This is a genomic window from Sinomonas gamaensis, assembly GCF_005876955.1.
Classification (GTDB): domain Bacteria; phylum Actinomycetota; class Actinomycetes; order Actinomycetales; family Micrococcaceae; genus Sinomonas; species Sinomonas gamaensis.
On sequence record NZ_SSCL01000004.1, the window covers coordinates 134,818 to 154,772 of the forward strand.

Sequence of the window (19,955 nt, forward strand, 5' to 3'; positions counted from 1 at the left end):
GGGCCTAGGCGATGCGGTCGAACAGCGCCGCGAGCTCCTCGGTGAGCCTCCCCCGCAGGGTCGAGTCCGAGCCGATCGACTTGCCGTCGATGTGGTTCACGGGAGTGAGCAGGCGGACGGAGGAGATGAGCCAGACGGCGTCGGCGTCGAACAGGTCGTCGGGCTCGAGCGGTCCATAGCCGAGCTCCCAGCCGGCCTCCTTCGCCGCGGCGAACAGTGCTCCCTGCGAGGTGCCGGGCAGGATCCCGGAGTCCAGCTGGGGGGTGACCAGCCTCTTCAGGGTGAGGTGGCCGTCGTCGTCCGTCTCCGCATGGGCGACCAGAACGGTCGAAGTGGGGCCCTCGAGGACCTTGCCGTCGGATGAGGTGAAGATGACGTCGTCGGCGCCGCGCTCGTGCGCGTAGCGGAGCGCTGCCATGTTCACGGCGTAGCTGAGCGTCTTCGCGCCGAGCAGGAGCCAGGGCGCCCGCTCTGCGATGGTGGAGTCGTAGCCGCGGTCGAGGAGCAGGACGTCGACGCCGTGTTCACGCTGCCGCTTGGCGGTGGGCGCGGGCGGGAAGGCCGCGACCCAGCACGTGGGGGTGTGCGTGCCCTCGATCCCGCGGGTCACCACGAGCCGGACGACCACCTCGTCGAGGACCCCGATATCGCGCTGGTACTCGGCGAGGGCCGTGACGATGGCGCGCTCCCACGCCTCGTGGTCCGGAACCTCGAGGCCGAGCATCCGCGCGCTCGAGTTGAGGCGATTGAGGTGAGCGGGCAGCTTCCGGACGTGACCGTCGAGCACGAGGAGCGTCTCGAAAGCGCCGTCGCCGCGCGTCACACCGAGGTCGGTCGCGTACAGGGTCGGCTTGCTGGCGTCCTCGACACGTCCGTCCGGATACGCAGGGTCAAGGAACACGAGCACGGTGTGAGTCATGGGGACAGCTTAGGCTGTGCCCATGCTGTTCCAGCTGCCGCTCGTCGGCCTCCTGCCGGACTGGGCGACCCTCATGCTCGCGGTCATCGACCTCGTCATCCGGGTGGCCGCCGTCGGCATCATCCCGGGCAACCGCCGCCCGACCACCGCCATGGCCTGGCTCCTCGCCATCTTCTTCATCCCTACGGTGGGCCTCCTGCTGTTCCTCATGTTCGGCAACTTCCGCTTGTCGGGGAACCGTCGCGAGCAGCAGCAGGAGGTCGACAACCGCGTGCGGGCCACCCTGGCACGATCCGACGACGTCGACACGAGCTTCCCGGGGGCCGAATGGCTCCATTCCGCGGCTGAGCTCAATCGCCGCCTCGGTTCGCTCCCGATGGTGAACGGCAACGAGGTGCGCCTGATCCCGGGCTACGAGGACGCCCTCAAGGAGATGGCCGAGGTGATCCATGGGGCAAAGCGCTTTGTCAACGCGGAGTTCTACATCGTCAGTTGGGACGAGCTGACCGACGAAGTCTTCACGGCACTCCACGATGCGGCGGAACGCGGAGTCGAGGTCAGGCTCCTCTTCGATCACATCGGCACGGCACGCATCAACGGCTACCGCGATCTGCTGCGCCGCCTCCGTGCCTCGAAGATCGAGTGGCGGCGCGTGCTTCCGCTGCTTCCGCTCCTGGGCCATTGGCGTCGGCCGGATCTGCGGAATCACCGCAAGATCCTGGTGGTCGACGGCGAGATCGCCTTCACCGGCTCGCTCAACCTGATCGAGAGGTCCTACCGGAACCCGCGGCACCGGCGCGTGGGGCGGAAGTGGGTCGAGCTCATGGCCCGGCTGGAGGGCCCGGTGGTGACGACGCTCAACGTCGTCTTCGCGACCGATTGGCTCAGCGAGACTGGCAACCTCCTCGCCGAGCAGATGGAGCCGCCCGCCCCGGTCGGGGAGAATCCCGCCCAGGTGGTCCCAAGCGGTCCGGCGTTTGCCAACGAGAACAACCTGCGGCTCTTCAACACGCTCATCTACTCGGCCCAGCATCGCCTCTCGATCTGCAGCCCGTACTTCGTGCCGGACGACTCGCTCCTCTACGCCGTGACCACCGCAGCCCAGCGCGGCGTGGATGTTGAGCTATTCGTCTCAGAGCAGGGCGACCAATTCCTGGTGCACCACGCCCAGCAGTCCTATTACGAGCAGCTGCTCACGGCAGGCGTGAAGATCTACCGGTACCCCAAGCCATACGTCCTCCACTCCAAGCATTTCACCGTCGACGACGACGTGGCCGTCCTCGGCTCTTCCAACATGGACATGCGCTCGTTCTCGCTCAACCTGGAGGTTTCCCTCATGCTGCCTGGCCCCTCGATCGTTGCGCAGATGCGGCAGGTTGAGGACATGTACCGGAAGGTCAGCGTCCCTCTGGACCTCGGCACGTGGCGCACCCGCGGGATGTTCAGCCGGTACGTCGACAACGTGGCTCGGCTGACCGCAACGGTTCAGTAGATCTGCCGGCCGCGCTCCTGTCCAGTTGATACTTTCCAATCAGTCAGAACCGCGGCGTCTTGGCGGTTCCGGCCGTATCGCAGGAGAAGAACCGGACAGGAGCGCGCGGCCAGGAGGAGTTCAGCCGGGAAACTCGGACCCGAGCGCGCTGAGCACCCCGAACGCTTTGGCGCGGATCTCGTCGTGCTCGGCGTCGGGATCGGAATCGGCGACGACGGCGCCGCCCACCCCGAGCGTGAGTCGCATCCGGCCGTCCGGCCTGCCTTCGAGGACGAGAGTTCGGATCACCACCGAGAGGTCTGCCGCACCGGTCCGGGAGAAGTAGCCGATCGCGCCCGAGTACACGCCTCGGGGCCCCACCTCGAGGCGGTCGAGGATGTCCATCGTGCTGATCTTCGGGGCACCCGTCATGGATCCGGGCGGGAACGCGGCCGCGAGGGCCTCTGCGCGGGATGCGCCCGGGCGGAGCCGGGCGTCCACGGTGCTGACCAGCTGATGGACGGTCGCGTACGTCTCGACCGCGAACAGCCGGGCGACGGCCACGGAGCCCGGGACCGCGAAGTGGCTCAGGTCGTTCCGCAGAAGATCCACGATCATGAGGTTCTCCGAGCGGTCCTTCTCGTTCGCCGCGAGTTCGGCGATCACCCTGGCGTCTTCGGCCGGCTCGGCGCCGGGAGTGCGGCGGCGCGTGCCCTTGATCGGCTCGGCACGGAGGGCGCCCTCCGCCGAGATCCCGAGGAAACGCTCAGGCGACGAACTCGCGATCGAGAGCTCTCCGAAACGCGCGAAAGCAGCGAACGGCGCGGGGCTGCGGCGCCGCAGCATGCGGTAGACGGACCAGGGGTCGATGGCGGCCTCGCAGACCGACCCTGACGGCACGTCAGCTTCGAGGGTGGTGGTGAGGCACACCTCGTAGGTGTTCCCCTCGGCGATCTCGGCCTTGGCGGCGCGCACCTTCGCGCGGTAGGCGTCGCCGTCGTCGCGCGCGACGAACAGGGGCCCGTCACTCGCGGCCGCTGAGGTCGGGGCGCCTGCCGCCGAGGTCGGGGCGCCTGCCGCCCAAGTCACCGCCTTCTCCGCCTCCTCGAGCCATGAGGCGGCGTCGGGGGCGTCCAGCGCGAGGAGCCACACGTCCCGGGACTGATGGTCGAGCACCGCGGCTCGAGCCGCGAAGATGAGCTGTGCATCGGGGATCTGAGCGTCCACGTCAGCGCCGCCGCATTCCCGCTTGAGCTCGTACCCGAGATACCCGAGCCACCCCAGCACGAAGCCGCACTCGAGCCCCTTCAGATCGGCCGAGTTCGCGCCCCACGCCGAGTCGAGCCAGCGGAAGAACGGCTGGTCGAAGTGCGCGGTGGCCGGCGTCGCCGTCGTCGGACCGAAGACCACCTCGGTCCGCCCACCACGGTGCGCCATCCTGCGCGCGAGGAGGCCGCCGTCGTCGGCCATGATGCTGAAGCGGCTGCGCTCGCCTGCGTCGGGGACATCCGCGTCGGAGGCGTCGAGCCAGACGCTGTGCGAGGCACTCCCGAAGAGCGATTCGAAGAGGACGTCGGGCTTCGGCTCCGCCGCGACACGGCGAACGACGACGCCCGCCGACTCCCGCTGCGCCCGCTCCGGAGCGAGCAGATCACGGAGGGCCGGGAGCTCGGCGAGGGCGTCGAGGACTCGGCGGGTGGCCCCGTCGGGTCGCGAAACACCCGGCGCAGACTCGACGGTCACCGTCGCCGAGCTGCGAACGTCGTCGCCGGCGAGCCACGCCTCCTCCTGCGCCGCCCATCGGTCCCAGTGAGGCTCGTAGGTCTCGCCGTCCCGCTCGAGCGCGCGGCGTCGGCGTTCCTCGGCAGGCGCCTCGAGCCAGACGACGGCGTCCGAGAGCGAGCGCAGCTCCCGGGACCCGGCCCCCACCCCTTCGAGGACGACGACGTCGGCCGGCTCGGTGATCCGCTCCTCGCCGTCTGCGTCGGCGAGCCAGTCCCACGCCCGCCAGCGGGCGGTCTCGCCGCGCCGCAGTGGGGCCAGGATCTCGGCGGCGCAGCGCTCGACGCCGCGCGCGAGCCCCTCCCAGCCGGGGTACAGGTCTTCGAGATGCACGAGCGCTACGGATCGGTGCTCGCGAAGGGCCGCGGCGAGCTCCACTGCGAGGGACGTCTTGCCCGCCCCGGAGCGGCCGTCGACGGCGACGACAACGGGACGGGCAGAGTGCTGCCGGGTCACGCCCCTGCGAGAAGCGGCGGGCGGCGGGCTAGCTCATGACGCACATGGTCGACGATCCCGGGCACGGCGGCGTGAATGAGCTGCCACGTCGTCTCGAAGTCGCTCTGGTCACCGAACCACGGGTCCTCGATGCCCTGGTCGAGCTGGTCGAGATGGGCGACGGCGGGGTCGAACGAACGCAGCATCCGCACCTTGTGCTCTGTGCCTTCGGGGGCGAATTCGCGGAGGTGGCCGAAGTGGTCGATGTCGAGGGCGAGGATCAGATCCCGTTCCGCGTACCACTCGGGCCGAAACTGGCGCGCGACGTGCGTGCGCGGGTGGAGGCCGTGGGCGTCGAGCACGCGGGCGGCGCGTGGGTCGAGCGGCCTCCCGGCCTCGAAGTTGGTGGTGCCCGCCGAATCGACCGTTGCGTGCTCCTCGAGGCCCGCAGCGCGGAGGGCATCGGCGAGCATGAACTCGGCCATGGGCGAGCGGCAGATGTTCCCGGTGCAGACCGTGATGATCCGGTAGGGGCTCGCCGTCGAGTTCATGGGATCAAGCATAGAGTTCTGGTGCCCTCACCCGGAATCGTCAAACTCAGACGACCGCGAGGAGGACTCCGACTCCCACGAACAAGGAGCCGAAGACCCGGTTGAGGATCTGCTGCCCGCCCTCATTCCGGGTGAACCGCTGGAAGCTCTTGGCCGCGAGAGCGAAGAAGAACCACATGACCAGAATGTCGACGCAGATGATCGTCGCGCCGATCACGAGGTACTGGTTCACGAGCGGCAGCTCGGGCCGGACGAAGCCGGGGATGAACGCGAGGAAGAAGACGATCGCCTTCGGGTTGAGGAGATTGACCCACAGTCCGCGCTGGAACATGGACCACCACGGCTCGTTCTCGAGGGCTTCGGCGGCCTCCTGCGACACGTCCGGCTTCCGCAGGAACTGGCGCACTCCGAGATACGCGAGGTAGGCGGCGCCGAGGTACCGGATGACGTTGAAGGCGAGCGGTGAGCTCGCCACGAGCACGCCGAGCCCGGCCGCCACCACGGCGAGATGCGCTACGAGCGCGGCCTGCTGGCCGAGGACTCCCCAGATCGAGCGGCGGAAGCCCGCATTGAGCGAGTTGCTCATGGTGTTGATGGCGCCGGCGCCGGGAGTGAAGCTGATGAGGAGGCAGGCACCGAGCAGGGTGGCCCAAATCGAGAAAGGCACCTTTCAAGATTAGGGCCATTGTCCGCTTACGCTCGGCCGGTGACCTCACCGTTCGGAATGAGGAACCAGCCGTCCGACGACGAGCCCCACCGGTGCCAGCCGGCGGCGATCCGCTCGAGATCGACACGGTCGGCGAAACCGTACTCGAGCGCCTGCTCCGCGAAACCCGAATGCAGCACGCGCTCGCTCCAGACGCGCGCCTGCCACATCCGCAGCTGAGGCGTGGCGTAGAGCCAGTTGCTGCTCGTGGGGGAGACGTCGGTGAAGCCCGCCTCCTGCATCCAGCTGACGAGCCGCCGGCCCGCGTCCGGCTCCGCTCCGTTCCGCCGCGCGATGCGCTGGTACAGCTCCATCCACTCGTCGAGCTCGGGGACCTCGGGATACCAGCTCATGCCGTGGAAGTCCGCGTCGCGCACGGCCACGATCCCGCCGGGTTTCGCAACTCGCCGCATCTCGCGCAGGGCGGCAACGGGATCGGTGAGGTGCTGGAGGACCTGATGTGCGTGGACGACGTCGAACGCCTCATCGGCGAGGTCGAGGTCGTAGACATTTCCGACGGCGAAACGGACGTTGGGGACGCCGCGCTCCTCGGCGAGGGCATGCGCTTGAGCGACGACGTCCTCGGAGCGGTCGATGCCGAGGACCTCACCCGGTGCGGCGAGCACGGCGAAATCGCACGTGATGCTCCCCGGCCCGCAGCCGACGTCGAGCACCCGCGCGCCGGGGGTGAGGTGCGGGAGGACGAAGGCTGCCGAGTTCTGGGCGGTGCGGGCGGCGTGGGCTCGGACCACGCTTTCGTGGTGGCCGTGCGTGTACACGTCGTCGGGAGTCTGGCCGTGCATGGCACAAAATTACGCGGCACTACGTCCAGTTGGTGACAGGCGCGACAGGCCCCTGTGAGGTTGGCGACGAAAACCGCTCTCTGGCGAAAAGCCAACACCCTACCTGCCTACGCTTGAAAGGACAACACGAGGGGCAATGAGGCCCCGAATGCCCGAAGCGAAAGGAGCGCTACCCATGTCCCTTCTGGACAGCCACACCCCGCACCGCCGCAAGGGCCTCCTCGGCCGCCGCCCCGCCATGCACCTCGGCGAAGACATCCTCCTGGCCCGCCACGGCTCTCGCATCGACCGCATCAGCATCGACCGTCGCAACCACCGGACGGTGGCCGTGCTGAACGACGGAAGCGTCGACTCCGCACCGAACCGTCTCGTGGCTGTCCCCGTCACTCCGCTCGAGCGCTTCACCCAGCAGGTCCGGGACATGCGCGAGACCGCGAGCCCCCTGACCAAGGAGGATCGGCGAGTCCTCTTCTGGTTCACGCTCGGCTGGATCGTCGTGTCCGTGCTGTTCGTCGTGGGCGTGGTCGCGCTCTCCTCCATCACCGGGCCCCAGACGTTCGCCCAGTCCGCGGCGTTCTTCCCGACGTACTGAACCGTTCCATCTGGCGGACGCCCGATCTCCGTAGGGTCTTCCCGAGCGTAGGCTGGATCGGTGACCCAGCAGCCTGCGGGCCCGTCCGCCCAGCCCGACCCTTCGCCGTCGTCTGCGCCGCTCTCGCCGCAGGCGGCCGCGTCGTGGAACCCTCGGCTCGCGCTGCTCGTGGCCGCGACCTACTTCATGGAGTTCCTCGACGGCACCGCCCTCTCCACGGCGCTCCCCGCGATCGGTTCGGACTTCCGTGTAGTGCCGGCGGACGTCAATGTGGCGATGACGGCGTATCTTGTCGCCGTCGCGATGGGCATCCCGTTCAGCTCTTGGCTCGCTGAGCGCTTCGGGCCTCGGCGCGTCTTCTGCTCGGCAATCGCGGTGTTCACCTTCGCCTCGCTCCTGTGCGCGCTGAGCCCAAACCTCGGCGCCCTGACAGCCTTCCGGGCCCTTCAGGGCTTCGGCGGAGCCATGATGGTGCCCGTCGGGTCTCTCGTGGTCCTGCGGGGCACTCCCAAGGACCAGCTGCTCAAGGCCACCGCGTACCTCGTGTGGCCCGGGCTGCTTGCACCGGTCCTCGCGCCGCTCGTGGGCGGCGCCCTCACCCAGTACCTCTCGTGGCACTGGATCTTCCTCGTCAATCTCCCGCTCGGCCTCGCGGCCTTCCTCATCGCGCTCCGGCTGGTCCCGGCGAGCGGCGCGGACCGGAATCGGCGACTCGACTGGCCAGGCCTCGCGCTCACGACGCTCGGGGTGGCTGCCGTCGTCGTCGGCCTCGAGCTGCTGAGCGAAGGGCGCCCGTCGGAATGGGCGACGGCGGCGCTCGCCGGCGGCGTCGCAGCGCTGGCGGCGGCGGTGTGGTGGATGCGCCGCGCACCCAGGCCGCTCTTCGACTTCGCGGTGCTGCGCGTGCGCACCTTCCGCGCGACCCAGACCGGCGGCTTCGTCTACCGCCTCACGATCCAGTCCGTCCCGTTCCTCCTGCCGCTCCTCTTCCAAGACGGCTTCGGGTGGGACCCGGTGCACTCGGGACTCCTCGTCGCGGCCGTGTTCGTGGGCAATATCGGGATCAAGCCGGCGACGACGCCGCTGATCCGGCGCTTCGGCTTCAAGCCGGTGCTCGTGGTCGCCGCGGCGGCATCCGCCCTCACCTTCGCCGCGTGCGCCCTGCTGGCCCCGGACACCCCCGACCTGCTGATCGCGGTGCTTCTGCTCGTGTCGGGCGCCTTCCGTTCGATCGGATTCTCGGCCTACATGAACGTCCAGTACGCAGACGTTTCCGCGGCCCAGCTGCCGAGCGCCAACGCGATCGCCAACACGCTCGTGCAGCTCGCGGCGGCGCTCGGCGTCGCGGTGGCGGCTCTGCTGATCCGAACGGGCATCTCGTTCCTGCCGGCGGGGGCCGACCATGCCGGGCCGTACCGCGTGGCATTCGCCGCCATCGCCATTCTCATGCTCGTGAGCGTTGCCGACAGCCTCGTCCTGCCGCGCCATGCCGGAACTGAGGTGAGCGGGCGGCGCTGATTCCCGGAAGTGCGCCTGAGGCGAACTTGAGTGGAGTTGGCTCAAGTCCGGTTGACAGTTGAGGCTGGGTGCGTAGACTTGAGTGCAGATCGCTCAACTTGACCGGGGTGCTGCGAGGCGCCACGGCCCGGTTGGCTTCTCACGGCACCAGCAAACAGTAGGAGGAATCATGACCCGCGCAGTCGGTATCGACTTGGGCACCACCAACTCCGTCGTGTCCGTCCTCGAGGGCGGCGAGCCGACGGTCATCGCGAACGCCGAAGGCGGTCGCACCACCCCGTCCGTCGTCGCGTTCTCGAAGACCGGCGAGGTGCTGGTCGGCGAGATCGCCAAGCGCCAGGCCGTCAACAACATCGAGCGCACCATCTCGTCCGTCAAGCGCCACATGGGCACTGACTGGACCATCAACATCGACGACAAGAAGTACACGCCGCAGGAGATCTCCGCGCGCATCCTCATGAAGCTCAAGAACGACGCCGAGTCGTACCTGGGCGAGAAGGTCACCGACGCGGTCATCACCGTTCCGGCGTACTTCAACGACGCCGAGCGCCAGGCCACCAAGGAAGCCGGCGAGATCGCGGGCCTCAACGTGCTCCGGATCATCAACGAGCCGACTGCCGCGGCCCTCGCTTACGGGCTCGACAAGGGCAAGGAAGACGAGCTCATCCTCGTCTTCGACCTGGGCGGCGGCACGTTCGATGTCTCCCTTCTCGAGGTGGGCAAGGACGAGGACGGGTTCTCCACCATCCAGGTCCGCGCGACCGCCGGCGACAACCGCCTCGGCGGCGACGACTGGGATCAGCGCGTCGTCGAGTACCTCCTCAGCCAGCTCAAGCTCAAGGGCATTGACCTCTCGAAGGACCGCATCGCCCTCCAGCGCCTCCGCGAGGCGGCCGAGCAGGCCAAGAAGGAGCTCTCGTCCTCGACGAGCACCAACATTTCGCTCCAGTACCTTTCCGTCACCCCTGACGGCCCGGTGCACCTCGACGAGTCGCTGACCCGCGCGAAGTTCCAGGACCTTACCAAGGACCTCCTCGAGCGGACCAAGAAGCCGTTCCACGACGTCATCGCCGAGGCCGGCATCAAGGTCGCGGACATCAACCACGTGGTGCTCGTCGGCGGTTCGACCCGCATGCCCGCTGTCTCCGACCTCGTGAAGGAGCTCACAGGCGGCAAGGAGCCGAACAAGGGCGTGAACCCGGACGAGGTCGTGGCCGTCGGCGCCGCCCTCCAGGCCGGCGTCCTCAAGGGCGAGCGCAAGGACGTCCTGCTCATCGACGTCACCCCGCTCTCGCTCGGCATCGAGACCAAGGGCGGCATCATGACGCACCTGATCGAGCGCAACACGGCCATCCCGACCAAGCGTTCGGAGACCTTCACCACGGCGGACGACAACCAGCCGTCCGTGTCGATCCAGGTGTTCCAGGGCGAACGCGAGTTCACCCGCGACAACAAGCCGCTCGGCACGTTCGAGCTGACCGGCATCGCCCCGGCGCCGCGCGGCATCCCGCAGATCGAGGTCACCTTCGACATCGACGCGAACGGGATCGTCCACGTCTCCGCGAAGGACAAGGGCACCGGCAAGGAGCAGTCGATGACCATCTCGGGCGGCACCGCGCTGTCCAAGGAGGACATCGACCGCATGGTCGCCGACGCCGAGGCCCACGCGGCCGAGGACAAGAAGCGCCGTGAGGCTGCGGATCGCCGCAACACCGCGGAGCAACTCGCCTACTCGGTGGACAAGCTCATCGCGGACAACAAGGACAAGCTCCCGGAGGACGTCCGCAACGAGGTCCAGGGCGACGTCGACGCCCTCAAGAAGGCTCTCGAGGGGACGGACGACGAAGCGGTGAAGACCGCGTTCGAGAAGCTCCAGCAGTCGCAGTCCAAGCTCGGCGAGGCGATCTACGCGTCGTCGCAGGGCACGGCGGCCGGTGCGGACGGCTCGCACACGGCTGAGAACGCTGGTGCCGCCGGTTCCGCCGGGCAGGACGAGGACATCGTCGACGCGGAGATCGTCGACGAGGACGAGAAGAAGTAACCATGGCCCCTCACCACGGCAATGAAGAAGAGCACGAGGTCCGGGGCGAGCCGCAGAAGCCGGTGATCCGGGACAACCGCAAGGTTGACCCGGTCACGGGCGGCGTGCGGAAGCCCGGCGAGGGCGCGACCCCCGACGAGGGCGGGCGCGAAGCCGGCCCAGCGGCCGACGCCGAGCACGAGGAGATGCGCCCCGTGGACGAAGCCCACGACTCCGAGGACGTCCTGGCGCAGGCCGAGCGCATCCTGAGCGAGGCGGCCGGCGTGCAGAACGAGGCGGCGGAGCTCCGCGAGGACCTCCAGCGCCTGCAGGCGGAGTACGTGAACTACCGCAAGCGGGTGGACCGGGACCGGGCCGTCGCGGGCGAGGTCGCCGTCATGGGCGTCCTGACCTCGCTCCTGCCGGTGCTCGACGACATCGATGCGGCGCGCGCGCACGGCGACCTCACCGAGGGGCCGTTCGCGTCGATCGCGGCCAAGCTCGAGGGGATCCTCACGAGCCATGGCCTTGAGCGCATCGACGCGACCGGCGTCGAGTTCGATCCGAACATCCACGAAGCCCTGATCCAGCAGCAGGGCGAGGGGATCGAGGTCGACACGGTCCAGCAGGTGCTTCGCGCCGGCTACCGGACCCAGTCGCGCGTGCTCCGCGCGGCTCAGGTCATCGTCGCCGTCCCGTAGTCCCCGAAGGCGCGAGGACGACGGCGTAAGGCGAGAGGACGACGGCGGGCCCCACCCGCCGTCGTCCCCCTCCTCCGTTTCGGGTACAGATAATCCCCTTCGGAGGCGTTTCGGGTACAGATACCTCACCAGTTGGCGTACCCGAAACGAGGAATCAGGCGATTATCTGTACCCGAGACGATAAGAATGATGGAACGACGAAAAGGAGGCCTCATTGGCTAGTCAAGACTGGGTGGAGAAAGACTTCTACTCCATTCTCGGCGTGCCCAAGGATGCCTCCGACGCCGACATCAAGAAGGCGTACCGCAAACTCGCCCGCAAGTACCACCCGGACCAGAACCCGGGGGACGCTGAGGCCGAGAAGAAGTTCAAGGACATCACCGAGGCCAACTCGGTGCTGAGCGACCCGGAGCAGCGCCAGCAGTACGACGCGATCCGCGCCATGGGCGGCGCCCGCTTCACCGCAGGCGGACCCGGCGCGGGCCAGGGCGCCGCGGGCTTCGAGGACCTCTTCGGCGGCCTGTTCGGCGGGGGCGCGGGGCGCCACTCGCGCGGCTTCAACACGGGAAACCTCCCGCCTGAATTCGCCGACCTGTTCGGCGGCTTCAGCACCGGCGGGGGCGGCGGCTTCCAGGCGCCGCCGCAGCGTGGCGCTGACCGACAGGCGACGACGACGATCTCCTTCGCCGGCTCGATCCGCGGCACGACCGTGGGGCTGCGCGAGCAGAACGGGGAAGTCATCGAGGTGCGCATCCCCGCGGGGATCCGCGACGGGCAGAAGGTCCGCGTCCGCGGCAAGGGCGGTCCGGGTTCTGCCGGGCCGGGTGACCTCATGGTCACCGTCCACGTCACACCGCATGAGTTCTTCACCCGCGAGGGCGACAACATCCGCATCCACGTCCCCGTGAGCTTCGACGAGGCCGCGCTCGGAGCCCAGATCGAGGTCCCGACGCTCGACGGCCACACCGTCCGGATGAAAGTCCCCGCCGGCACGAATTCGGGCCGGACCCTGCGCGTGAAGGGCCAGGGAGTGAAGACCTCCAAGGGCGCGGGCGACCTCTTGGTGACCATCGACGTCGTGGTCCCCCAGAACCTCTCGAAGGAAGCGGAGGAGGCCGTGCGCGCCTTCGCTGCCGCTGCCAAGAAGAACTCCGAGTCCAACCCGCGCGCCGGGTTGGCTGCCAAAGCGAGGCTGTAGGCCATGGCCATCGATCCGTACGCGCCGATCTTCGTGATCTCCGTGGCGGCGGAGCTGGCCGAGATGCATCCCCAGACCCTCCGCCAGTACGACAGGCTGGGGCTCGTCTCGCCCTCCAGGCAGTCCGGGCGGCAGCGGCGCTACTCGCAGCACGACGTCGAGCTGCTCCGCGAGGTGCAGCGGCTCTCGAAGGACGGCGTGTCCCTTGAGGGCATCCGCCGCATCCTCGAGCTCGAGAACCAGGTTGCGGCCCTCCGCTCCCGCGTCGCCGAGCTCGAGCGGGAGGTCGACGACGCGCGGCGCCTGGGCGGGGACGCGCGGCGCATCTTCGCTGCCGGGATGGCAGGCGATGTGGTCACCCTGACCCGCGGGCAGCGGCCCGAGCGCTCCGGTGCCCTCGTGGTCTGGCGGCCGCGGCCGCAGCACGACCCCTTCTGATCGGCACCTTCTAGCCGGCCCCTCCGCCCAAGGTTCGCCCAACGTTCATCTGGGGCTCGGCGTTCGGTGAAGGCCGCCGTCGTACGGTCGTAAGCGTGTCCGACCGTCGCAGCCAGGAGGCCCCCATGCCCACGAACGAGCTCCCTGTTGTCCTGCCCGCCGAAGCCCTCGACGGCCCCGATGCCGAGCTGGTGGATGCGAACATCGACGTCGTCAACGCGATGTACACCGAGCTTCTCGGCGAGGACGAGATCGCGGCCAACGCGCTGCGCAGCTACTACGTCGACTTCTTCCTGACCGAGGTGCTGGACGGCGGATTCGCCCAGTACGTGGTGAGTGCGGGCGAGCGGGGCGACCTGGATCGCCTGGTCCGCGAGGGCCTGCGGGAGATGGGCGCAACGCAGCATCTCGCCCTGTTTGACGCTATGGTCGCCGCTTTCGACGGGCTGGACGACGACGATGCTGTCGCCTACCTCGAGGGCGACGGCGGCTCAGATGCGGTCGGTGCCCTCGAGGCCCTCGACGACCGAGTCGAGGAGGTCCTCGAGCAGGAGGACCTCGTCGCGCTCAACGGTGCCTGGCTCCGTCGACAGGAGGGACTGCTCGCCCTCGATGAGGACGGGATAGACAACGAGATCGCACGCCGCGTCGCGCTTGTGCCCGACCTTGACGAACGCCGCAGGGAGGCTCAGGCGCTCGAGGACGAGTTCAGCGAGATCTGAGACTCGTCAGGCCGCGGAGAACTGAGGGCACGCCTCGTTGGAGCATCCGCGGTCCCGCGGAATCCAGCGCTCTCCGTCCTGCTGCCAGATGATGTGGCGGTGCTGTCCGCAGAGCTCGCAGCTCGGCGCGACGTAGCTGTGCTTCTCTTCTTCCGTGTAGCTCCGGAAGTCCGACATGGCTCCTCCTCGCTTCGGGAACAACCAATCTACTCCGGAGTCACAAAGGTCACCAGTGTCGGGTCAGTAGCCCGAGGTCCCCGAGCTGTCCGAGCTGCTCGGCGAGCTCGAGCTGCCCGAGGTCGACGCCGCGAGCGCTCCCTGGATCATCGACCCGTCTGGCGCCACCACGTACCACACGCCCGCAACACCCTGGCCGTTGACCTGTCCCGGGGCGGTGTCCTTCGCGTAGTAGTAGATGGGCATGCCATTGATGGTGACCTGCTGCTTGCCGTCGGCGGTCGTGATGCTGCCGATCTTGCCGGTCACGCCCTGGAGCTTGGGCGCTGTGTCGCTGGTGACGGCGGGCCACAGCGTGGCGCAGCCGCCCGTGCAGGCACTCTTGGTCGCGCCCGCATTGTCCCGCGTGTAGAAGTAGACCGTCTTGCCGTCGCCGTCCACGACGATCGTCTTGCCCGCGACCGTCGTCGTCTTGAGGGTCTCGGACTCTCCTGAGGACGAGGACGAGGACGAGGACGACGAGGACGACGACGGCGCGGCCGCCGGCGTGCTCGAGGTGCTGCTTCCGCTGCTGCCGCCACAGCCTGCGAGGGCGAGGGTGGAGGCCGCCGACAGAGCGGCGAAGAGGAGTGCTGCTCGCTTGTTCATGATGTCGCCTTCCCTGATGAGACGGCGGTCGGCCGCCGCTGACCTTGCAGACGACGGCAATCCCCATATGGTTCACATCGAGGCTGAATTGTTCATCCCGAGGCAGAATGATCGTGAATGAACCGTTTCCGCCCTCACATCGTCTATGCAGTGATACACGTGGGCCGGACGGCACCCGGGAGGCACCATGCCCATGGACGAGGAAGCGGTGGCGGCGATCTACCGCGACCACGGCGCAGCGCTCAAGCGCTTCGCCCGCCGGGCCATGCCCAGCGATGACCAGGCTGAGGACATCGTCCAAGAGGCCATCATCCGCGTGTGGCGGCAGGCGCCCGAGACGACCGCTGGCCTGCGAGCGTACCTGTACCGGACGGTCCGCAACCTCATCGTGGACCAGCACAGGCAGCGGGCCCGCCGTCCCCACACCGTTCCCGGGCCGGGCGTCGACGGCTTCGACACCGCCGTCGACGCGGAGCGGATCAACGAACTGCTGGACCGCGTCGTGATGGAGGAGGCTCTCATGCGGCTCACGCGGGAGCACCGCGAGGCGCTCGTCGCCGTGCACTATCGGCGCCTCAACGTCACCGAGGCCGCCGCCGCACTCGGCGTCCCCGCCGGAACCGTGAAGTCGCGCTGCTTCTACGCCCTCAAAGCGCTCCGCGCGGCCCTCGACGAACTGGGGGTCGAGCGATGAACCACCCGATGAGCCACCGAGAACTGCGGATCTCCCTCGGCGCCTATCTGCTCGGCGCGCTCGACGCGGACGAGATGAAGGCCGTCGAGGCCCACGTCGCCACGTGCGCCGAGTGCCGGGCCGAGATCGAGCAGCTCGAAATGCTCCCCGCGCTCCTTGACTCGGTCCCTCCCGCGCGCGCCGAGGCGCTTGCCGCCGAAACGGCCGTCCCCCAGGAGGACCAGGCTCCGCCGGCGCTCCTCGCCCGGGTGCGGGCCCGCCGTCGTACGCTGCGTCTTCGCTGGGGCGGAGCTCTGGCCGGTGCTGCGGCCGCCTCGCTCGCGGGCGGCATCGCGCTCGGTCCCCTCGTGGCGACAGCGCCCACCGCCCAGCCGACCCCGACGACGACGGCGACCCCCGCCGCGAGCTATCAGCTCGCCTCGGCGGATGGGGCCCAAGTGGACCTCGCGCTCGTGAAGAAGGGGTGGGGCACGGAGCTCGACCTGACGTGCCGCGGCATGCCGAGCACCGGCGTGTTCAGCGTGTGGATCGTGACGGACGGCGGCGAGCAGGAGCAGGCCGCGAGCTGGACCTCGACGGGCTATTCCGGCCGCGCAGTGCTCACTGGGGCGACGTCGTACCAGCTCGCCTCGATCCGGTCCATCCAGATCCGCGACGACGCCCAGCGCACGCTCGCGAGCGTCAATGTGAGCTAGATTCCCCCGGACCCTGCACAGAGACCCTCGGGGTGGGGTAGCACTGGAGCATGACGTCGATCGCCGTTCGCCCTGGACAGAAGTCAGTCTCCGCGCTCGTCGACGAGCTGCGGTCGCGCCTCGAGGGCGACGTAGACGATTCCTCGCTCGCCCGCGCGCTCTACTCGAGCGACGCGTCGAACTATCGCATCCCCCCGGAGGTCGTGGTCCTCCCGCGCTCGCGGGAGGACGTCATGGCGACCGTCGACGCCGCGCGGCGGCACGGCGTCTCCGTGACCGCGAGGGGCGGGGGAACCTCGATGGCGGGGAATTCGATCGGGCCCGGCGTAGTCCTCGACTTCTCCCGTTACCTCAACCGCATCCTGTCCGTGGACCCGGAAACCAAGACGGCCGTCGTCGAGCCCGGCGTCGTGTTCGCGTCCCTCCAGAAGGCCTGCGAGCCGTTCGGGCTCCGCTTCGGGCCCGACCCGGCGAGCGGGTCGCGTTGCACCCTCGGCGGCATGATCGGCAACAACGCGTGCGGCTCGCATGCCATGGCCTACGGGCGGACGGCGGACAATGTCGTCTCGCTCACCTTCCTGCTCCCCTCAGGGGAGATCCTCGAGGCCTCCTCCGGCCCGGAGGCGCTTGACGCCGTGCCCGGACTCGCCGACCTCATCACCCAGAATCTGGGGGTGATCCGCACGGAGTTCGGACGCTTCAGCCGGCAGGTCTCCGGCTATTCGCTCGAGCACCTTCTGCCCGAGAACGGCCGGAACCTCGCCGCGGCACTCGTCGGCACCGAGGGCACCTGCGGGATCCTGCTCGAGGCTACCCTGCGGCTTGTGGATAAGGCGGAGGCCCCGGCGCTTGCCGTGCTCGGCTACCCGGACATGGGGTCCGCGGCCGACGACGTCCCCAACCTCCTGCCGTTCAGCCCCCTTGCGCTGGAGGGACTCGACACCAAGCTCCTTGAGGCTGTGCGCCAGCAGGGCAAGACGCAGGTTCCGGACGTTCCCGACGGCGGCTGCCTCCTCATTGCCGAGGTCCCCGGCGGCAGCCCAGACGAGGCAGCGGCTACGGCCCAAAGGCTTGCCGACGCCTCCTCCGCCCATGACACGAAGGTCATCCCGGCCGGCGACGAGGCCGAGCGGCTGTGGCGGATCCGCGAGGACGCCTCCGGGCTTGCCGGTCGGACTGCGGCTGGCGTGCAGGCCTGGCCCGGGTGGGAGGACTCGGCCGTGCCCCCCGAGCAGCTCGGCGACTATCTGCGAAGGCTGGATGCGCTCATGGACCAGGAGGGCGTGACCGGCACGGCCTACGGGCATCTCGGCGACGGCTGTGTCCACCTCCGCGTCGACTTCCCGCTCGAGCGGGACGGCGCAGTCATGCGCCGGTTCCTCGAGCGGGCGGCGGCGCTCGCCGCCGAGCTCGGCGGTTCCCTGTCCGGCGAGCACGGGGACGGGAGGGCGCGGTCCGAGCTGCTCGGGGCCATGTACAGCCCTGAGGCATTGCATGCGATGCGGGCGTTCAAGGGCCTTTTCGACCCCGAGGACACGTTCAACCCGGGGGTGATCGTGCGTCCCGATCCCGTGGACGCGCACCTCAGGCGGCCCAGGGCCACGGCGGCGCACGCCGCCAATGGCTTCGCGTTCTCGGACGACGACGGCTCGATCACCAATGCTGTCCACCGCTGCGTGGGGGTAGGGAAGTGCCGCGCGGATCTCCGGGGCCAAGGGGGCTTCATGTGCCCCTCGTTCGTGGCGACGCACGAGGAGAAGGATTCGACGCGCGGGCGGGCGCGGGCGCTCCAGGAGATGCTCAACGGGGGCGTTGTCCAGCTGGGTTGGCGCTCGCCGGAGGTACACGAGGCCCTGGACCTGTGCCTGAGCTGCAAGGCCTGCGCCAACGAGTGCCCGACTGGGATCGACATGGCGACCTACAAGTCGGAGACCCTGTACCGGACGTACAGGGGACGGGTGCGCCCGCTCAGCCATTACACGCTCGGCCGGTTGCCCCAATGGCTCCGCCTCGCCGCACCGTTTGCGCCAATTGCCAACGCCGTCGGCCGGGTGGCCCCGCTCCGGAAGGCCGTCCTCACCCTCATGGGGGCGGACACCCGCCGCTCACTCCCGCACCTGCCCAAGGCGCCGTTCCGTTGGGACCTGAGCTCCAGACGTCGTCATGCCGCGCCGCCGGACGCGCCCCAGGTGCTCCTTTGGGTCGATACCTTCTCGGACGCCCTCGACCCCGGGATCCCCCGCGCCGGCATCGAGGTCCTCGCGGCGGCGGGCTGCGACGTGGAGATCTCGACCGGAGCGTGCTGCGGCCTCACCTACATCTCGACCGGCCAGCTGCCCGCTGCGAAGGCCCGGCTCCGGAACACGCTGGACACGCTGTTCCCGCACGTCGAGGCGGGCAGGACGGTGGTGGGGCTCGAGCCGAGCTGCACCGCTACCCTGCGGTCGGACCTCGTCGAGCTCCTGCCCGAGGACCCCCGCTCTGCGAAGCTCGCAGCGTCCGTCAAGACCGTCGCGGAGTTCCTGACCTCGATCGATTGGACCCCGCCGCACCTGGACGAGCGGCTCCTCGTCCAGCCGCACTGCCATCATCATTCGATCATCGGATACGGCGCCGATCAGGCGCTGCTCAAGGCCGCAGGCTGCGATGTCGAGATCTCGGCCGGCTGCTGCGGCCTGGCGGGGAACTTCGGCATGGAGAAGGGCCACTACGAGGTTTCGACGATGATCGCCCAGGGCGGCATCCTCGCGAAGGCCGGCGCCGCCCCGGACCGGGACCTTCTGGCGGACGGCTTCTCGTGCCGGACGCAGGTCCGGGACTTGGCCGGGCTTGAAAGCCGTCACCTCGTCCAGGTCCTCGCCGACGCCCTCCGCAGGGAAGGCCGCTAGGTGCTCCTGGGTTCCGCGATGATCGCCCTGACCGCAGTGCTCTGAGCCGGGACCTGCGGCCTCGCGCGGTGGGCGAGCACGACCCCGGCGATCACCACGAGTCCGCCCAGCGGCTGGTTCCAGCTCAGGGTTTCGCCGAGCACGGCCGCGCCGAGGGCAACTCCCACGAGCGGCGTGAGATAGGTGACCGTCGAGGCCGCGACCGGGCCCCAGCTCGTCACGATGGCGGTATTCCAGATGTACGCGATGCCGGTGCCGAAGACGCCGAGGAGTGCGAGGGCACCGAGGGCCGTCGGGTTGGGCTCGAGTGGGCCCGTCGCGAGGAGGGGGGAGGCGACGATGGCGACCGCGGCCGCCGTCGTCAGCTGCACCGTGGAGACGGTGAGGCTGTCGTAGCGGTGCTGCCCCACGACGAACCGTCTCAGGTACGCGAACCCAAGGCCGTAGCAGGCGGTCGCGCCGAGGCAGGCGAGCTGGCCGGGGATCGAGCTGAAGCCAGCGAGGCCCGACGGCGCGACCACGATGACGACCCCGGCCGCGCCGAGCGCGATGCCCAGCCCCTGCCGCGCACCCATCCGTTCCGTCGGTACGACGGCAGCCGTCGCCACGGCGGTCATGAGCGGCGTCGACGCGTTGAGGATCGCCGAGAGGCCCGAGGGGAGGGACTCGCCCGCCCAGGCGAAGAGGCTGAACGGCACCAGGCAGAGGAGGAGGCCGACGACGGTCATGTGTCCCCAGAAGCGGGCTTCGCGGGGCCACTGGCGGTCGGCGATGACCATGAGGGTCCGGAGGGTCAGTGCTCCGAGGATGATCCGGCCAACCGCGACCTGGCCGGGGGTCAGGCCGACGAGAGCTTCCTTGATCAGCAGGAAGCTGGATCCCCAGATGAGGGCGAGAGCCACGTAGGCGGCTGTGAGGCCGAGGCGTCTTGTCGTCATGCCGATTACTGTCGCGCTGGTGGCCATATGAATCAAATACATCCGGCGCATCTGGGCAT

At 69.1% G+C, this 19,955-nt stretch carries 19 protein-coding genes; 11 read left to right on the plus strand and 8 right to left on the minus strand.

Translation table 11 applies throughout. The features are described 5' to 3' along the window. Nucleotides 1-4 precede the first annotated feature (4 nt). Nucleotides 5-919: an aminodeoxychorismate lyase gene (locus E5679_RS07505; protein ID WP_138414461.1), complete on the minus strand. Its 915-nt coding sequence runs from the start codon at nt 917-919 to the stop codon at nt 5-7. Between the two features lie 22 nt (nt 920-941). Here E5679_RS07505 and cls point away from each other — a divergent pair, with 22 nt between their 5' ends. Next, complete coding sequence (cls, locus tag E5679_RS07510; RefSeq protein ID WP_138414462.1) at nt 942-2,411, plus strand: cardiolipin synthase; 1,470 nt, start codon at nt 942-944, stop codon at nt 2,409-2,411. 120 nt (nt 2,412-2,531) lie between these two features. Here cls and pabB read toward each other — a convergent pair whose 3' ends face one another. Genes pabB through E5679_RS07530 form a run of 4 tightly spaced genes read right to left on the minus strand, consistent with a single transcriptional unit; the run spans nt 2,532 to nt 6,667 of the window. Next, on the minus strand, nt 2,532-4,628 hold the full coding sequence (gene pabB, locus E5679_RS07515) for an aminodeoxychorismate synthase component I (RefSeq protein ID WP_138414463.1): 2,097 nt from the start codon (nt 4,626-4,628) through the stop codon (nt 2,532-2,534). Continuing rightward, nucleotides 4,625-5,158: a low molecular weight protein-tyrosine-phosphatase gene (locus E5679_RS07520; RefSeq protein ID WP_138414464.1), complete on the minus strand. Its 534-nt coding sequence runs from the start codon at nt 5,156-5,158 to the stop codon at nt 4,625-4,627. The genes pabB and E5679_RS07520 overlap by 4 nt, the downstream gene beginning before the upstream one ends. 46 nt (nt 5,159-5,204) lie before the next feature. Further along, entirely contained in the window at nt 5,205-5,825 is a 621-nt protein-coding gene (locus E5679_RS07525; RefSeq protein WP_138414465.1) for a LysE family transporter, read from the minus strand. A 26-nt stretch (nt 5,826-5,851) separates the two neighbouring features. After that, nucleotides 5,852-6,667: a methyltransferase domain-containing protein gene (locus E5679_RS07530; protein WP_138414466.1), complete on the minus strand. Its 816-nt coding sequence runs from the start codon at nt 6,665-6,667 to the stop codon at nt 5,852-5,854. 175 nt (nt 6,668-6,842) lie between these two features. Between E5679_RS07530 and E5679_RS07535 the strand changes: the two genes are divergently transcribed. From E5679_RS07535 to E5679_RS07565, 7 genes are all read left to right on the plus strand, one after another. Then, a complete protein-coding gene (locus tag E5679_RS07535) occupies nt 6,843-7,259 on the plus strand; it encodes a hypothetical protein (protein ID WP_138414467.1) in 417 nt (138 codons plus the stop codon). A 162-nt stretch (nt 7,260-7,421) separates the two neighbouring features. Beyond that, a complete protein-coding gene (locus E5679_RS07540; protein WP_249336023.1) occupies nt 7,422-8,777 on the plus strand; it encodes an MFS transporter in 1,356 nt (451 codons plus the stop codon). Between the two features lie 169 nt (nt 8,778-8,946). After that, nucleotides 8,947-10,818: a molecular chaperone DnaK gene (dnaK, locus tag E5679_RS07545; protein ID WP_138414468.1), complete on the plus strand. Its 1,872-nt coding sequence runs from the start codon at nt 8,947-8,949 to the stop codon at nt 10,816-10,818. A 2-nt stretch (nt 10,819-10,820) separates the two neighbouring features. Then, a complete protein-coding gene (locus E5679_RS07550; RefSeq protein WP_138414469.1) occupies nt 10,821-11,498 on the plus strand; it encodes a nucleotide exchange factor GrpE in 678 nt (225 codons plus the stop codon). A 214-nt stretch (nt 11,499-11,712) separates the two neighbouring features. Beyond that, on the plus strand, nt 11,713-12,696 hold the full coding sequence (locus tag E5679_RS07555; protein ID WP_171042279.1) for a DnaJ C-terminal domain-containing protein: 984 nt from the start codon (nt 11,713-11,715) through the stop codon (nt 12,694-12,696). Between the two features lie 3 nt (nt 12,697-12,699). Then, complete coding sequence (locus E5679_RS07560) at nt 12,700-13,134, plus strand: heat shock protein transcriptional repressor HspR (RefSeq protein ID WP_138414470.1); 435 nt, start codon at nt 12,700-12,702, stop codon at nt 13,132-13,134. 125 nt (nt 13,135-13,259) lie between these two features. Then, the gene (locus E5679_RS07565; RefSeq protein ID WP_138414471.1) at nt 13,260-13,856 is read left to right on the plus strand and encodes a DMP19 family protein; all 597 of its coding nucleotides are present in this window, start codon (nt 13,260-13,262) and stop codon (nt 13,854-13,856) included. Between the two features lie 6 nt (nt 13,857-13,862). Here E5679_RS07565 and E5679_RS20795 read toward each other — a convergent pair whose 3' ends face one another. Together E5679_RS20795 and E5679_RS07570 are read right to left on the minus strand one after the other, a co-directional pair. Then, nucleotides 13,863-14,033 (minus strand): hypothetical protein, encoded by a 171-nt coding sequence (locus tag E5679_RS20795; protein ID WP_171042280.1) that lies wholly within the window; start codon nt 14,031-14,033, stop codon nt 13,863-13,865. Nucleotides 14,034-14,096: 63 nt separating this feature from the next. Beyond that, the gene (locus tag E5679_RS07570) at nt 14,097-14,681 is read right to left on the minus strand and encodes a COG4315 family predicted lipoprotein (RefSeq protein ID WP_138414472.1); all 585 of its coding nucleotides are present in this window, start codon (nt 14,679-14,681) and stop codon (nt 14,097-14,099) included. A 187-nt stretch (nt 14,682-14,868) separates the two neighbouring features. Between E5679_RS07570 and E5679_RS07575 the strand changes: the two genes are divergently transcribed. Genes E5679_RS07575 through E5679_RS07585 form a run of 3 tightly spaced genes read left to right on the plus strand, consistent with a single transcriptional unit; the run spans nt 14,869 to nt 18,958 of the window. Beyond that, nucleotides 14,869-15,375, plus strand: coding sequence for a sigma-70 family RNA polymerase sigma factor (locus E5679_RS07575; RefSeq protein ID WP_138414473.1), 507 nt, complete (start codon nt 14,869-14,871; stop codon nt 15,373-15,375). Nucleotides 15,376-15,383: 8 nt separating this feature from the next. Next, entirely contained in the window at nt 15,384-16,070 is a 687-nt protein-coding gene (locus E5679_RS07580; RefSeq protein WP_171042281.1) for an anti-sigma factor family protein, read from the plus strand. A gap of 50 nt (nt 16,071-16,120) precedes the next feature. After that, nucleotides 16,121-18,958, plus strand: coding sequence for an FAD-binding and (Fe-S)-binding domain-containing protein (locus E5679_RS07585; RefSeq protein WP_138414475.1), 2,838 nt, complete (start codon nt 16,121-16,123; stop codon nt 18,956-18,958). Here E5679_RS07585 and E5679_RS07590 read toward each other — a convergent pair. Beyond that, the gene (locus E5679_RS07590; RefSeq protein WP_138414476.1) at nt 18,955-19,896 is read right to left on the minus strand and encodes a DMT family transporter; all 942 of its coding nucleotides are present in this window, start codon (nt 19,894-19,896) and stop codon (nt 18,955-18,957) included. The two genes, E5679_RS07585 and E5679_RS07590, sit on opposite strands and share 4 nt — an antisense overlap. Between the last annotated feature and the right edge of the window lie 59 nt (nt 19,897-19,955).